Source organism: Actinomyces sp. zg328 (assembly GCF_009829635.1).
GTDB classification, from domain to species: domain Bacteria; phylum Actinomycetota; class Actinomycetes; order Actinomycetales; family Actinomycetaceae; genus Actinomyces; species Actinomyces marmotae.
The window spans coordinates 41,936-56,523 of record NZ_VWPE01000012.1; the positions used below are offsets into that span (position 1 = coordinate 41,936).

10 protein-coding genes and 4 tRNA genes are annotated in these 14,588 nt (G+C 71.2%); 3 read left to right on the forward strand and 11 right to left on the reverse strand.

Annotation, left to right across the window (positions count from 1 at the left end):
• Positions 1–90: 90 nt before the first annotated feature.
• Together GVV75_RS06570 and GVV75_RS06575 are read right to left on the reverse strand one after the other, a co-directional pair.
• Entirely contained in the window at positions 91–1,014 is a 924-nt protein-coding gene (locus tag GVV75_RS06570; RefSeq protein ID WP_159523894.1) for a PfkB family carbohydrate kinase, read from the reverse strand.
• Between the two features lie 5 nt (positions 1,015–1,019).
• Positions 1,020–2,654 (reverse strand): ribonuclease J, encoded by a 1,635-nt coding sequence (locus GVV75_RS06575; protein WP_159814032.1) that lies wholly within the window; start codon positions 2,652–2,654, stop codon positions 1,020–1,022.
• Positions 2,655–2,849: 195 nt separating this feature from the next.
• On the opposite strand from GVV75_RS06575, the gene GVV75_RS06580 reads away from it, so the two are divergent.
• The gene (locus GVV75_RS06580) at positions 2,850–3,740 is read left to right on the forward strand and encodes a polysaccharide deacetylase family protein (RefSeq protein WP_159523892.1); all 891 of its coding nucleotides are present in this window, start codon (positions 2,850–2,852) and stop codon (positions 3,738–3,740) included.
• 681 nt (positions 3,741–4,421) lie between these two features.
• On the opposite strand, the gene GVV75_RS06585 is transcribed toward GVV75_RS06580, so the two are convergent.
• From GVV75_RS06585 to GVV75_RS06600, 4 genes are all read right to left on the reverse strand, one after another.
• A tRNA-Glu gene (locus GVV75_RS06585) sits at positions 4,422–4,494 on the reverse strand.
• A 31-nt stretch (positions 4,495–4,525) separates the two neighbouring features.
• Positions 4,526–4,598: transfer RNA gene (locus GVV75_RS06590), tRNA-Glu, on the reverse strand.
• Positions 4,599–4,629: 31 nt separating this feature from the next.
• A tRNA-Glu gene (locus GVV75_RS06595) sits at positions 4,630–4,702 on the reverse strand.
• A gap of 37 nt (positions 4,703–4,739) precedes the next feature.
• Positions 4,740–4,811, reverse strand: a tRNA-Gln gene (locus tag GVV75_RS06600).
• Between the two features lie 301 nt (positions 4,812–5,112).
• Between GVV75_RS06600 and GVV75_RS06605 the strand changes: the two genes are divergently transcribed.
• Positions 5,113–5,889, forward strand: coding sequence for a hypothetical protein (locus GVV75_RS06605; protein WP_159523890.1), 777 nt, complete (start codon positions 5,113–5,115; stop codon positions 5,887–5,889).
• A 157-nt stretch (positions 5,890–6,046) separates the two neighbouring features.
• Here GVV75_RS06605 and gltX read toward each other — a convergent pair whose 3' ends face one another.
• The gene (gene gltX, locus GVV75_RS06610; protein ID WP_236266085.1) at positions 6,047–7,591 is read right to left on the reverse strand and encodes a glutamate--tRNA ligase; all 1,545 of its coding nucleotides are present in this window, start codon (positions 7,589–7,591) and stop codon (positions 6,047–6,049) included.
• A 164-nt stretch (positions 7,592–7,755) separates the two neighbouring features.
• Here gltX and GVV75_RS06615 point away from each other — a divergent pair, with 164 nt between their 5' ends.
• On the forward strand, positions 7,756–8,988 hold the full coding sequence (locus tag GVV75_RS06615; protein WP_159625846.1) for a MalY/PatB family protein: 1,233 nt from the start codon (positions 7,756–7,758) through the stop codon (positions 8,986–8,988).
• Positions 8,989–9,002: 14 nt separating this feature from the next.
• On the opposite strand, the gene GVV75_RS06620 is transcribed toward GVV75_RS06615, so the two are convergent.
• The 4 genes from GVV75_RS06620 to GVV75_RS06635 all read right to left on the reverse strand — a co-directional run bounded on the left by GVV75_RS06620 (position 9,003) and on the right by GVV75_RS06635 (position 14,581).
• Positions 9,003–9,839 carry a fumarylacetoacetate hydrolase family protein gene (locus GVV75_RS06620; RefSeq protein WP_159523886.1) on the reverse strand — a complete coding sequence of 279 codons (837 nt, stop codon included), beginning with the start codon at positions 9,837–9,839 and terminating at the stop codon, positions 9,003–9,005.
• 87 nt (positions 9,840–9,926) lie between these two features.
• Complete coding sequence (locus GVV75_RS06625) at positions 9,927–11,498, reverse strand: alanine/glycine:cation symporter family protein (RefSeq protein ID WP_413227750.1); 1,572 nt, start codon at positions 11,496–11,498, stop codon at positions 9,927–9,929.
• Positions 11,499–11,564: 66 nt separating this feature from the next.
• A complete protein-coding gene (locus tag GVV75_RS06630; protein WP_159523884.1) occupies positions 11,565–13,010 on the reverse strand; it encodes an alanine/glycine:cation symporter family protein in 1,446 nt (481 codons plus the stop codon).
• Between the two features lie 11 nt (positions 13,011–13,021).
• Positions 13,022–14,581 (reverse strand): alanine/glycine:cation symporter family protein, encoded by a 1,560-nt coding sequence (locus GVV75_RS06635; protein ID WP_159814017.1) that lies wholly within the window; start codon positions 14,579–14,581, stop codon positions 13,022–13,024.
• Positions 14,582–14,588 lie beyond the last annotated feature (7 nt).

A 14,588-nucleotide genomic window follows, 5' to 3' on the forward strand; every position in this document is an offset into this window, starting at 1 on the left:
GCCTTCCGCGCCGGGACTGCCACGCCGCCGGGCGGGCGAAGAGTGCGCCACACCTCCCCGGGGGATCGGGATCGGGACGCCGCCTGGGGCTCAGGCCCCGCTCAGGAGGGCGTCGATCTCCTCGCGCAGCGGGCAGCGCGCCGGGCCCTGCCGGGAGACGGCCTCGGCGGCGGCCGCGTTGGCGCGCGTGGCGGCGGTGACCTCGTCAAGGCCGTCCATGAGGTTGGCCACGAGCACCCCGGTGTGGGTGTCCCCCGCCCCAGTGGTGTCCACGACGTCCCGGGAGAAGCCGGCCACCTCGATGGGGGAGCCGCCGGCGGGCCAGAGCACGCAGCCGTGCACGCCGGTGCGGCGCACGATAAGCGCGCCGGGGCAGGCCTCGCGCAGCGCCGCGGGGCTGCCGAGCCGGGCGCTCAGCTGGGTGATCTCCAGGTGGTTGCCGGTGAGCAGGGTGGCGCGGCCGAGCAGGCGGCTCAGCGTGGTGGCGCCGATCTCCGGCTCCACGGGGCCCAGGTCGATGACGAGGCCGACCCCCTCGGGCAGGTCGACGAGCCAGTCAGCCAGGACCCGGTGGCTCAGGGGATGGACGATGTCGTAGCCGGAGGCGTGGACCCAGTCTCCGGGCAGGAGGTCGAGCTGGCGCAGGTCGTCGAGCTGGGGCTCGGCCTCGATGCCCTCGTTGGTGATGAAGGTGCGCCGCCCGGAGGGCTCGATGAGGGTGATGCAGGTGCCGATGTCCCCCACGAGTTCCTCGACGACGAGCTCGACGCCGTCGAGCATCATGGCCTCGCGCACGAGCGCGGAGTTGGGACCGGTGCCCAGCGTGGCCGCGAGCGCCGCGGGCTTGCCCTGCCGGGCGACGGCGGAGACCACCGTGTAGCCGCCTCCCACGACCGGTCCGGTGGAGCTGGCGGTGACCGCCCCGCCGGGGGCGGGGATCCTGTTGACCTGGAGGGGCAGGTCGATGAGGACACTGCCGGTGGAGATGAAGCAGGCGGGCCGACGGGGGGGCATGGGCCTCAGGCCTCGATGACGACGGGCACGATCATGGGGCGGCGTCGCAGGCGCCGGGCCACCCACCGGCCCAGGGCGCGGCGCATCGCCTGCTGCAAGGAGTGGGCGTCGGCCCTGCCGCCGTCGAGCCCCTGCTGGAGGGCGGCGGTGACGTCGGGCAGGACCTCGTCGAACACGGAGTCGTCCTCGGCCATGCCGCGGGCCTGGATGTCCGGGCCCGCCAGGATCGTGCCGGTGGAGGTCTCCACGACGGCGTAGACGGAGACGAAGCCCTCCTCGGCGAGGATTCGGCGGTCCTTGAGTTCGGCCTCATCGATCTCGCCCACCGAGGCGCCGTCGACGAACACGTAGCCGCAGGGCACCTGCCCGGCGATCCGGGCCTGGCCGTCGAGGAGGTCGACGACGACCCCGTCCTCGCACAGCATGACGTTCTTGGGCGGCACGCCGGTCTTGACGGCGAGGGCCCCGTTGGCCACGAGGTGGCGGATCTCGCCGTGGATGGGCATGACGTTGCGGGGCGCCACGATGTTGTAGACGTGCAGTAGCTCCTCGGAGGAGGCGTGCCCGGAGACGTGGACGCGGGCGTTGTCGCGGTGGACCACACGGGCGCCGAGACGCATGAGCTGGTTGATGACCCGGTAGACGGAGTTCTCGTTGCCTGGGATGAGGGAGGAGGCCAGGATGACGGTGTCCCCCGGCTCCACGGTGACGGAGCGGTGCTCCCCGTGGGCCATGCGGCTCAGGGCCGCCATGGGCTCGCCCTGGGATCCGGTGACCATGAGGACCCGCTCATCGGCCGGCAGGCTGGTGATGTCCCGGGCGTCGATGAGGACGCCCTCGGGCACCTTGAGGAAGCCGCGCTCGGCGGCGATGCCCATGTTGCGCACCATGGAGCGCCCGATGAGGGCCACGCGGCGCCCGTGGAGGGCCGCGGCGTCGAGCACCTGCTGGACGCGGTGGACGTGGCTGGAGAAGGAGGCGACGATGATCTGCCCGTCGGACTCCCCGAAGACGGAGTCGAGCACGGGGCCGATCTGGTTCTCGTGCGCGACCATGCCGGGGACCTCGGCGTTGGTGGAGTCCACGCAGAACAGGTCCACGCCCTCGTCGGCGAAGCGGGCGAAGGCGCGCAGGTCGGTGATGCGCCCGTCGATGGGCAGGGAGTCGATCTTGAAGTCGCCGGTGCACAGGACGCTGCCCGCCTCGGTGCGGATCATGACGGCCATGGCGTCGGGGATGGAGTGGTTGACGGCCACGAACTCCAGCTCGAAGGGGCCGTAGGCGACGCGCTCGTGCTCGCGGACCTCCCGCAGGACGGGGCGGATGCGGTGCTCCTTGAGCTTGGCGTCGATGAAGGCCAGGGTGAGCTCGGAGCCCACCAGCGGGATGTCGTCGCGCAGGCGCAGCAGGTAGGGAACGCCGCCGATGTGGTCCTCGTGGCCGTGGGTCAGGACGAGGGCGACCACGTCGTCGAGGCGGTCCTCGATGTAGGAGAAGTCGGGCAGGATGAGGTCGACGCCGGGGTGCTCGTCCTCGGGGAAGAGGACGCCGCAGTCGACGATGAGGAGTTTGCCGTCCACCTCGTAGACGGTCATGTTGCGCCCGATCTCGCCGAGGCCGCCCAGCGGCACGATCCGCATCGCGCCCTCGGGGATCGGCCCCGGGGCGCCAAGAGTGGGGAAGTTCGTCACGACAGCATTCTAGAGCAACCGCCCTGACGGCGATCGGGCCCTCCGGGGGGGGGGAGAGAGAGTCCGGGGGAGAGCGCACGCGGCGGTCGCGCGGCGAGCATGGGGGCGGCGGTCGCGCGGCGCGGGCGGCGTAACCTCTGCCCCATGACCCCGTCTCCCGCCTCCTCATCGGACTCGCCCGTTCGCGCATCGGAGGATGCCCGGGCCGACGCAGCAGGAGAGGGGGCGCGCCCAGCCACGGGGGTAGCCGAGCAGGGCCGCGACGGCGCTGCCGCCCACTCGTCGCGCCGCGGGGCCCTGAGGGTGGCCGGCATGCTCGCGGCGGGCACGATCGGCGCCGCGGCCGGGGCAGCGGCCACCCATTGGCACGACGGGCGCCGCTCCCCCACCTTCCGCGTCGCCGCGCTGCCGGCGGACGGCTCAGGCCGCCGCGCGGTGTCCACGACCTTCCGGGTGGCGCCGGGAACTGGGTCGGTGGCCCTCACCTTCGACGATGGCCCGGACCCCCGCTGGACCCCGGTAGTCCTCGACATGCTGTCCCGGCTGGGGGTCAAGGCAACTTTCTTCGTGCTGGGCGAGGCCGCCCGGGCCCACCCCGATCTCATCGCCCGTGAGGCGGCCGAGGGGCATGAGGTCGCCATCCACAATTGGGTTCACACAGACGTCTACGGCGCCTCGCCGGATGAGCTCGGCCGGGACATCGACCGGACGATCGAGGCGATCACCTCCGCTGGGGCGCCCAAGCCAACGCTCTGGAGGCCCCCCTACGGGCGGGTGGACGCCGTCGCCCTGGCCGCCGCCGCGGACCGGGGCCTGGACCTGGTCCTCTGGAGCCTGCACACGCCGGGCGCCGCTGCGGCCAAGGAGGTGGGACAGGCCGCGCAGGACGGGGCGATCATCCTGTGCCACGACGGTCGGAGTCAGCCCTACGCCGAGCTCATGGAGGAGATGGGCCGATCCGTGGAGCGAATCCAGTCCCGTGGCCTGCGCGTCGTCAGCGCTGGCGAGCTGCTCGCGGGCGGTGGCGGATCGTGAGGATCCCCGGGACTCATTGAGAGCAGCACCGGCCGTTGAGGGCGGCACCGAGCCGTCTTGGGCAGCACCGAGCCGTCCTGAGCAGCGGTGGACCGTTGAGGGCGGCACCAAGCCGTCCTGAGCAGCATCGGACCGTCTTGAGCAGCGTTGGGCCATTGAGTGCAGCGCTCCCCGCGATGCTCTCAATGGCCGTCCGATGCCCCCGAGGGCCCCGCGGTGCTTTCGACGGCCCAGAGGCGCGTCCGCGGCCACATGGGCGCGGCGACCAGGGCCCGACGTCCACCACGCTCACCAAGAATGCGCGTCCGCGGCCACATGGGCGCGACGACCAGGGCCCGACGTCCACCACGCTCACCAAGAATGCGCACCCGCAACCACAGGGGCACGGTCGTCAGGCGCTGGTGCGCGCGGAGGCCCGGTCGGGCGCACCCACAGCCACATGGGCGCGGTGGCGAGTGGGCGGCGTGAGCGCTGGCCGGGCGCCCGCCCCCAACAGTGAGGCGTCCTTCCTCTGCTCTCCGGAGGGGCAACCGGGGCCGGGCGCCCACCCCCAGCAGGAGGCTCCCTTTGAGGCCGCGGCCCGCGGACACATCACAGCAGTCATCCCGCGGTCACATCGCGGCAGTCACGACGAAGGCCCGATCACCCGCAGCGACCGAGCCTCATGAGTTCAGGTTGGAGTACCCCGTACCGGATTTGAACCGGTGCTGCCGCCGTGAGAGGGCGGTGTCCTGGGCCGCTAGACGAACGGGGCGTGTGGACCGACAGCCTGATGGCCGCTTGAGTACCCCGTACCGGATTTGAACCGGTGCTGCCGCCGTGAGAGGGCGGTGTCCTGGGCCGCTAGACGAACGGGGCGTGTGGACCGACAGCCTGATGGCTGCCTGAGTACCCCGTACCGGATTTGAACCGGTGCTGCCGCCGTGAGAGGGCGGTGTCCTGGGCCGCTAGACGAACGGGGCGCAGTTCTTCAACTGTATGGCGAGCTCGCGCTCTCCGCTGGGGTACCAGGACTCGAACCTAGAATGGATGAACCAGAATCACCTGTGTTGCCAATTACACCATACCCCAAAGCAGGTGACCCCGGACCGGCGAGCCGATCGGGGCAGCGGGAAGAAATCTACACGGGCTCCCCCTCGCTGTCGAATCGTGGGCACGTGAACGCCACCACAGCGTCATCGGCGGCCCCCAGGGGCGACTGGCCCGCCGCCGAGCAACCCTCACCATCGCCAGCGGCGCGAGGTTCCCGACCTCACCGTTGCCGATGCCGCCGGGCAGCCCTCACCATCGCCAGCGGTGCCCCGCACGCCCGGGGGTCCCTAGAATCAAAGGGACCCCCTCCCACCACCGGAGGTATCGAATGATCCATCACATGCCCCTCATCCGCAGCGCAAGCGGCGGGCGCCGCATGGCCCAGGCCATCACCATCACCGCGTCCCTGAGCCTGTCGTTGTGCCTCGCCTCATGCTCTGACGGCAAGAGCGCCTCCCAGGCCGAGCCCTCCCAGGAGGCGACGGCGCCGTCGAGCCCCTTCACCCTGCCGACGCTGAGCACCCCCGCCCCTCCCCCGGTGCGCGCCCAGAACACGCCTGGCGCCGTCCCCACGCTCAACCAGGCCCCCAACCCCGACTCGGGATGGACGCCACCGGCGCTGAAGTTCTACAACGACGACTACTCCGTGTGGTACCAGGACGACAGCATCACCCAGCAGGACAGCGTCACGGACCGTGGCAACCTCGAGGGCTACCGCACCTATGACGGCTACTGCCTGGGCTACGTGATCAGGGATATCAGCTCCGTCTACCACCAGCAGCGGTTCGACGACGACCGCTACAGCCGCAACCGGGCGGGCCAAGCAGAGCCCATCGTCCACGACTTCAACAGCGACAAGCCGGAGAAACTCGGCCTGGTCAAGGACGACGGCGGCATCATGGACGGCTACTCGGCGCATTGGACGGGCATCACCGACTCCAAGCAGTGGAGCCAGCGCGATCTCACCGGCTACCGATTCTCACGGGTCGTGGGCGACGCGGGGCTGCGCTTCGATGTGTGGATCGGCTGTGAGAGCGGGCATGAGATCTCCGCCGATCAGTGGCACACGATCCTGGGGGGCATCCGCATCGAGGGGATGGACTCCCCCGCTTTGTGAGGAGCCGCCGCGCCTGAGCGGACAGGAGCGGCCGTGCCGCCCACCGCGGCCGCGCCGCTCTCCGCGGCCGTACCGCCCGCCCCACCCGGGGGCCCCGGCGCGGCGGCCGCCGCACCGGTTCGCGAGAGGCCCGCGCCGGTCCGCGCCGGTCCGCGTCTCAGGCGAGGCGCCGCCTCAGGGCGCGCAGGCGGGCCAGGGAGGAGGCCGCGCCGAGGATCTCCATGGACTCGAACAGCGGCGGGGAGACCTGCCGCCCCGTGACGGCCACCCGCAACGGCCCGAAGGCGAGGCGGGGCTTGATGCCCAGCCCGTCAACGATGGCCGAGCGCAGGACCTCCTCGAGGCGCGCCGTCGTCCACTCCTGGGGGCCGAGGGCGTCCAGGGCGGTGATGGCGGCGTCGAGCACCGCGGGAGCGGAGTCCTTGAGTTTGGACACGGCCTTGTCGTCGACGGCGAGCGCGTCGTCGCCCACGAAGAGGAAGCCGAGCATGTCGCGGCTCTCCCGCAGCAACTGGATGCGGGTCTGGATGAGGGGGGCGGCGGCGGTGAGGATCTCCCTCTCGCGTTCGCTCAGCTCGGGGAAGGAGGGGGCGGACACGAGGGGCCGGGACCGCCAGGCCGGGTCGGAGGGATCCGGGTGGACGTCGCGCAAGTACGGCACGAGGCGGTCGCGGAAGTCGGCCGGCTCCAGGCGCCGCACGTGCTCGGCGTTGATCGCCTCGCACTTCTTGGGGTCGAAGCGCGCGGGGTTGGGGTTGACGTCGTGGATGTCGAAGTACTCGACGAGCTGGGCGGGGGTGAAGACGTCCTCATCCTTGCTCAGCGACCAGCCCAGCAGCGCGAGGTAGTTGAGCAGGCCCTCGGGGATCATCCCGCGGTAGCGGTGGATGAGCAGGTTGGACTCGGGGTCGCGCTTGGAGAGCTTCTTGTTGCCCTCCCCCATGACGTAGGGCAGGTGGCCGAACTCGGGCACGGATTGCGCGCGGCCGATCGCGATGAGGGCGCGGTAGAGAACGATCTGGCGGGGCGTGGAGGACAGCAGGTCCTCCCCGCGCAGAACATGGGTGATGCCCATGGCGGCGTCGTCGACGGGGTTGACGAGCGTGTACAGCGGGTCCCCGCCGGCGCGCACGACGACGTAGTCGGGCACGGATCCAGCCTTGAAGGTGATGGGGCCGCGCACGAGGTCGGTGAAGGTGATGTCCTCGTCAGGCATGCGCATGCGCAGCACGGGCTTGCGGCCCTCGGCGCGGAAGGCGGCCTTGGCCTCCTCGGTCAGGTCCCGGTCGAAGCCGTCGTAGCCGAGCTTGGGGTCGCGACCGGCGGCGCGGTGACGGGCCTCGATCTCCTCCGGAGTGGAGTAGGACTCGTAGAGGTAGCCCGCCTCGAGGAGCTCGGCGGCCACCTCCCGGTACAGGCCCATGCGCTGGGACTGGCGGTAGGGCTCGTGGGGACCGCCCTTGCCCACCCCCTCGTCCCAGTCCAGGCCCAACCAGGTCAGCGAATCGAGGATGGCGTTGAACGACTCCTCGGAGTCGCGCGCCGCGTCAGTGTCCTCGATGCGGAAGACGAAGGCGCCCCCGGTGTGGCGGGCGTGGGCCCAGTTGAACAGGCAGGTGCGCACCATGCCGACGTGGGGCGTGCCCGTGGGCGAGGGGCAGAAGCGGACGCGGATGGGAGCGGGCGTGGCGGTGTCAGTCATGATGGGTCATAGCGTAGCCCGGCCACAGGCTCCCCCGCCCGGCGCCCCATCCACCAGCGGGCCCAATGGGGCCTTATGGGATCGGCAGCAGGGGCTGCGAACGGCTGCGCACGCAGGGCGGACGCCATCAGGAACAGGCGCGCGGCCTCCGTATGATCCCCTCCATGAGTCAGTCCTCCTCCCGGCCCGCGCCCTCCCTGACCTCCTCGGATCTCTTCGCCGCCTTCGATGCCCTGACCCCCGGGCAGGCGCGCGCCAGGGGCTCGGCGAAGTGGACGGAGCGGCCCAACGCGGTGATCTCGGCGTGGGTGGCGGAGATGGACCTGGGCACGGCCCCGGCGGTGACGGCGGCGCTGCGCCACGCCGTCGACGACGCCCTCTTCGGCTACATGCCCACGCCGGTCTGGCGAGCCTGCCGCTCGGCGGTCATCGACTTCCACCGCGACTCCTTCGGCTGGGACATCCCGGAGGAGGACGTGAGCCTGCTGCCTGACGTGCTGTCCTCGCTGCGGGCGATCATCAGCCGAATGACGCGCCCGGGCTCGCCGATCATCGCGCCCACCCCGGCCTACATGCCCTTCCTGAGGATCCCGGGAGCGCTGGACCGGGAGGTGATCGAGGTCCCGGCCCTGCGCGGCGACGGCGTCTCGGCCCCCGTCTGGTCACTGGACCTGGAGGGCATCGAGACCGCCATGGCCGCGGGCGCCGGCCTTCTCATGCTGTGCAACCCGTGGAACCCGGTGGGTCGCGTTCTCAGCGCCGCCGAACTCGACGCCGTCGCGGAGTTGTCGGCCAAGCACGGCGTCATCGTGTTCGCCGATGAGATCCACTCCTCCCTCGTCCTGCCCGGGGGCGCCCAGCACATCTGCTACGCCTCCCGCCCGGGCGCCGACCCCGCCCTCACATTCACGGCGACGTCGGCCTCGAAGGGATGGAACATCCCGGGCCTGCACTGCGCCCAGCTCATCGCCTCCGGCGAGGCGCGCGCCCGGTTCAACGCCGATCCGCTGTGCTCCTCCCTTCCCGGGAGCGCCTCGGTCCTCGGCGCGATCGCCACGACGGCGGCCCTTTCCGAGGGACGGGGCTGGAACGAGGCGGTGCGCGAGTACCTGCGCGGCACGCTGGAGACCATCACGGGCCGCCTCAACGGGATCGACGGCGCATCAGTCACCATGCCGGAGGCCACCTACCTGACCTGGATCGACTTCTCGGGCGCCCTGGCCGATGGACGGATGACCGGCGCCCCCGCCGAGTTCCTGGAGCGCGAGGCCGGGGTGTCGATGAACGAGGGCGTGACCTTCGGCTCGGACTACGCCGCGTTCTGCCGCCTCAACCTGGCCACGGGGCGCGGCATCGCGGATGAGGCCGCCGACCGCATCGCCGCCGCCCTGGCCTGAGGCCCGCGAGCGCCTCAGCGGCGCACGACGGGGTTGGAGAAGCCGCCGATGCCCTCGACCTCGACGCCCACGCGCTGCCCGGCGCGGATCTCGCCGACACCGGCGGGAGTCCCGGTGAGGATGACGTCGCCGGGCAGGAGCGTGAAGATCGTTGAGGCGTAGGCGACGAGTTCCGCGACGCCCATGACCATGTCCTGGGTGCCGCCCTCCTGGACCGTCTCGCCGTCGAGCCGCGCGCGCACGGTGGCGCGCGAGGGGTCGAAGGCGCGCTCGTCACCGGGCTCGGGGATCTCGATCCAGGGCCCCAGGGGGCAGGAGGTGTCGAAGGCCTTGGCGCGCACCCACTGCGGCTCGGCGCGCTGGCGGTCCCGGGCGGAGACATCGTTGGCCACCGTGTAGCCCATGATCACCCGGTGGGCGTCCTGCGGGGCGAGGTCCTTGGCGATGCGCTTGATGACGACGGCGAGCTCGGCCTCGTAGTGGACCTCCTCGCTCCAGGCCGGCAGGACGATGGGGGCGTCAGGGCCGATGACGGCCGTGTTGGGCTTGAGGAAGATGATCGGGGTCTCCGGCACGGCGCCATCCATGCCGCCGACCATCTCGGCGGCATGGGCGGCGTAGTTCTTGCCGATGGCCACCACCTTGGAGCGGGGGATGACCGGGGCGAGGAGCCTGGCCTCGCTCAGCGCCACGACCTCCCCGGTGGCCTCCGGCACGGAGAAGAGAGGGTCGCCCTTGAGGACGAGCAGGTGCCCCTCGGACTCCCCCGTGGGGACGGCTTCGGCCTCATCCAGGCCCTGGACGATGCCGTAGCGGGGCTCATCGCCGGTGGAGAATCGCGCGATCTTCATGGGGTCAGCCTACCGGTGCCGGGATCACGATCGCGGCGCCCCTTCTCGCCTTTTTCACTCCCCCGGTCCCAGGCCCGCTGGGGGCGCTCAGCCCTGGGCGACCGGCGCTTCGGCGACAGCGGCAGCCGCCCCTCTGGGCGCCCAGACGTCTCCGGGCAGGTCGCCCGGCAGGTACGGGTTGCCCTTGCCGACGAAGCGGATCTCCTCGCGGCGGCCCTCCCGGAGCTCCCGGTTCTGGGCCTCCCAGTCGCGCAGGGCCCCGAAGGCCCACTTGCCGAGCAGGGTGATGGCGACGATGTTGATGACGGCCATCGCGCCCATGGCGATGTCGGACAAGTTCCACACGAAGTCCAGGGAGGCGACGGCCCCGACGTAGGTGGCCACGAGGATCATGAGGCGCAGCCAGGTGTGGTTGGAGCGCGAGCCGCGCAGGAAGTCGACGTTGATCTCCGCGTAGGTGTAGTTGCCCAGCAGGGAGGAGTAGGCGAACACGAAGATGATGAGGGCCATGAGGTACTGGCTCCACTCGCCCAGGACATAGGCGACGGAGTCGGAGGTCAGGGTCTTCTTGGCGGCGTCGGCGGCGGCGGTCGCCTCCGGGCCGGCCAGGTTGGCGGCGGAGTCGTAGAGGCCGGAGAGCATGACGATGAGCGCGGTGGCGGTGCACACGATGATCGTGTCGACGAACACGCCCATGGACTGGATGAAGCCCTGGTTGACGGGGTGAGAGGTGGTGGCGGTCGCCGCGGCGTTCGGCACGGAGCCCTCACCGGCCTCATTGGAGAACAGGCCGCGCTTGATGCCGTTGATGGCCGCGGCGTAGAACCCGCCGCTGATGCCGGCGAAAGTGGCGTTGAGGCCGAAGGCGCCCTCGAAGATCGCCTTGAAGGCGCCGGGGATGGCGTCGACGTGCAGGACGAGGATGACGATGGCCAGCAGTGCGTAGATGAGCGCCATGATCGGCGCCATCCACTCGGCCACGCGGGCCACGCGCTTGATGCCCTTGAAGACGATGGGCGCCGTCAGGGCCACGAGAACCGCGCCGATGACCCAGGGCTCCACCTCCTGCCCGTGATTCTCCAGGACGCCGTTTACCGCTCCGGCGATCGTGTTGGCCTGGGTGGCCTCGTAGGCGAAGCCGAAGACGAAGGTGATGACGACGGCGAAGACGCCGCCCCAGGTGCGCGAGCCCAGGCCGCGGGTGATGTAGTAGGCGGGGCCGCCGCGGAAGGAGCCGTCAGCGGCGGGGACCTTGAACATCTGGGCGAGGGTGGACTCGATGAAGCCGGTGGCCATGCCGACCAGCGCCACCACCCACATCCAGAAGATCGCACCGGGCCCGCCCAGCGTGATGGCGATGGCGACGCCGACGATGTTGCCGGTGCCCACACGGCTGGCCAGGCCGATGGTGAAGGCCTGGAAGGAGGAGATCCCGCCCTCGGCGTTACCCCTCGATCCGAAGACCGTGCGGATCATCTCGGGGAACAGCCTGAACTGCACCGCGCGGCTGCGGATGGTGAAGTAGAGGCCGACGGCGATCAGCACCCAGGCAAGGAAGCCGGCGTAGAACTGGTCGGAGATGTCTCCGAGGGTCTTGGTGGCGTCATCGAGCGCGCCCGTGGGCAGCACCGCCCGGATCGCGGGGGCAGAGTGGTTCAAAGGAGTACCTCCAGAGTCCGGGGGGCAGTCCCGGGGAGCCTAGGCCCAGCGTGTTACCCGCCTGTGTCATGGCCGGGGCGAAGGGGCGGCCTCCCAGACGCCGTCGTTGGTGTCCCCGGGCAGGAGCGGATTGCCATGACCGATGAACACGGGCTCGACGCCCTGACGGCGCTGAGCCTCCCAGTCGCGCAGGGCGCCGAGCACCCAGCCGATGAGCGCGACAAGCGCCACGAGGTTGATGATGGCCCCCACGCCCAGCAGGATGTCTGCCAGTGTCCACACCGTGTTGAGCGCCTGGAAGGCCCCGAGCGCGGCGCAGGCGACGGCGGCGCACTGCAGGGCCTTGGACGCCCAGCGGTTCTCAGTGAGGTAGTCGAGGCAGACCTGGGCGTAGGAGAAGGCCCCGATGATCGTCGTGTAGGCCAGGACGACGATGAGGATCGCCATGGGCCAGCGCGTCCACTCCCCCACCAGGAGCGCGATGGCGTCCTGGGTCAGTGAGCCAGCGGCGTCCTTGCCGGTGACGCCGGGCGTGTAGACGGCCTCACCGGCGATGAGGATCGCCAGGGCGGTGGCGGTGCACACGAGGATCGTGTCGATGACGACGCCGAGGGCCTGGATGAGCCCTTGCTGGACGGGGTGGCGCACGGCGGCGGAGCCGGAGGCGCAGGCCGCCCCGCCCAGTCCCGCCTCGTTGGAGAACAGGCCGCGGCGCACGCCGTTGAGGATCGCCTGGACGACCCCGCCGGCCAGCCCCGCGAGCCCGGCGCGCAGACCGAAGGCGCCCTCGATGATGGAGGTGAGCGCCTGCCAGGAGGCCGCCGGATGGGTGACCACGATGCCCAGGACCGCCAGCAGGTAGGCGGCGGCCATGAGCGGGGCGAGGACCTCCGCGACGCGCCCGATGGCCTTGAGCCCTCCGAGCAGGACCGGCGCGGTCAGGGCCACGACGATGAGGGCGCTGCCCCATGCGGGGATGGCGCCGGCGGCCCCCAGGGCGCCGGCCACCGCGTTGGACTGGACCAGGGGCATCGACAGCCCGTTGGCGGCCAGGAAGAAGACCGCGAAGACCGCGCCGAGCCACGGCAGGCGCAGGCCCTTGGCGATGTAGTAGGGCGGTCCGCCCCTGAAGCCGCCATCGCGGTGGCGGACCTTGAGGACCTGCGCCAGCGTTGACTCCGTGAACGCGGTGGCCGTGCCCAGCAGGGCCACCACCCACATCCAGAGAATGGCGCCGGGGCCTCCCAGGAGGAGCGCCAGCGCGACGCCGACGATGTTGCCGGTGCCCACGCGGCAGGCCAGCCCGACGGCGAAAGCCTGGAAGGAGGACAGGGAGCGCCCCCCGCTCGCCCGGGAGCCGACCATCGAGCAGGCGATCGAGACGGAGTGGCGCAGCTGCACGCCGCGGGTGCGGATCGTGAAGTAGATCCCGGCCCCGATGAGGAGCCAGACGAGGAAGGTGGAGAAGAGGAAGTCCGAGACCTGGGTGAGGACGTCGTTCAGCGCGGGCATGGTGGCTCCTGTCAGTGCTGCTCGGCGGGGCCAGCGGCGGGCGCGGGGTTCCCGCCGGCCTTCTCAGCGGCGGTGCCGCCGGGCGCCGCCGTCGTCCCGTCCCAGACGCCTCCGGGCAGGTCATCGGGCAGGTGGGGGTTGCCGCGCCCCACGAACACCGGGACGCGGCCGGCGCGCAGCTGGGCGTCGAAGTCCCTCAGCGCCCCCAGGGCCCAGGGGGCGAGGCGGACGATGACCACGAGGTTGAGCAGGCCGAGCAGCCCGAGGGCGATGTCGGCCAGGGCCCACACCACGGGCAGGTCGAGGATGGTGCCGGCGAAGGCCGCGGCGGTGAGGGTCAGGCCGAAGACCTGCTCGGCGCGGCGCTGGCCGCCCAGGTAGTTGACGTTGACCTGCGAGTAGGAGTAGCAGCCCAGGACGGTGGAGAAGACGAGGACGAAGATGAGGACCACCATCGGCCAGGTCGTCCAGGCCCCCAGGTGCTCGACGACCGCCTGCTGGGTGAGGACCGCCCCCACGCCCCTGGCATTGTCCGCCGTGTAGGTCCCGGGCGCGTAGGTGCCGGTGGCGAGCAGGATGAGCAGGCCGGTGGCGGTGCACACCAGGATCGTGTCGATGAAGACCCCGAAGGACTGGATGAGGCCCTGGCGGACCGGGTGGGCGGTGGTGGCGGTGCCCGCGGCGTTGGGCACGGTCCCCAGGCCGGCCTCGTTGGAGAACAGGCCGCGGCGCACGCCGTTGAGGATCGCCGCGACGATCCCGCCGGCGACGCCGTACAGGGCCTGGTCGGCCCCGAGGGCGCCCCAGAGGATCGAGCGCAGGACGCCGGGGAGTTCGGTGATGTTGAGCGCCAGGACGACGACGGTCATGGCCACGTAGACGAGCGCCATGACGGGCGCCATCCACTCGGTGATCCGGGCGACCGACTTCAGGCCGCCCAGGACGACGGGCCCGGTGAGCATGATGAGGAAGACGCCGACCATCCAGGGCTCCACGGACGGGACGGTGGCGTTGATGACCCCGGCCAGGGAGTTGGTCTGCACCATGACCACGGTGACGCCCACTGAGATGATGCACAGGACGGCGAAGACGGCTCCCCAGGCGCGCGAGCCCAGGCCGTTCTTGATGTAGTAGGCGGGGCCCCCGCGGAAGGTGAAGTCGCGGCCGCGCTCCTTGAAGACCTGCGCGAGGGTCGACTCGATGAAGGCGGTGGCCATGCCGATCAGCGCGACGACCCACATCCACAGCAGCGCGCCCGGGCCGCCCATGAGGACGGCAATGGCGACGCCCGCGATGTTGCCGATGCCCACGCGCGCCGCCAGCCCCACGGCGAAGGCCTGGAAGGAGGAGATGCCGCCCTCGGCGCCGCCGCGCGATCGGGTCAGCGTCCGCGCCATGGTCCCGAAGTGCCGGGCCTGAACGGCACGGGTGCGGATCGTCAGGTACAGGCCGACGGCGATGAGCAGCGCGGCGAGCACATAGGTGTAGAGGAAGTCATCGACCTGACCGAGTTGCTCGGCGAGGGTAGCCGCGGGCAGGGCTGTCGGTGCGGTGAGCGGTGCGGGGGTCATCATGAGT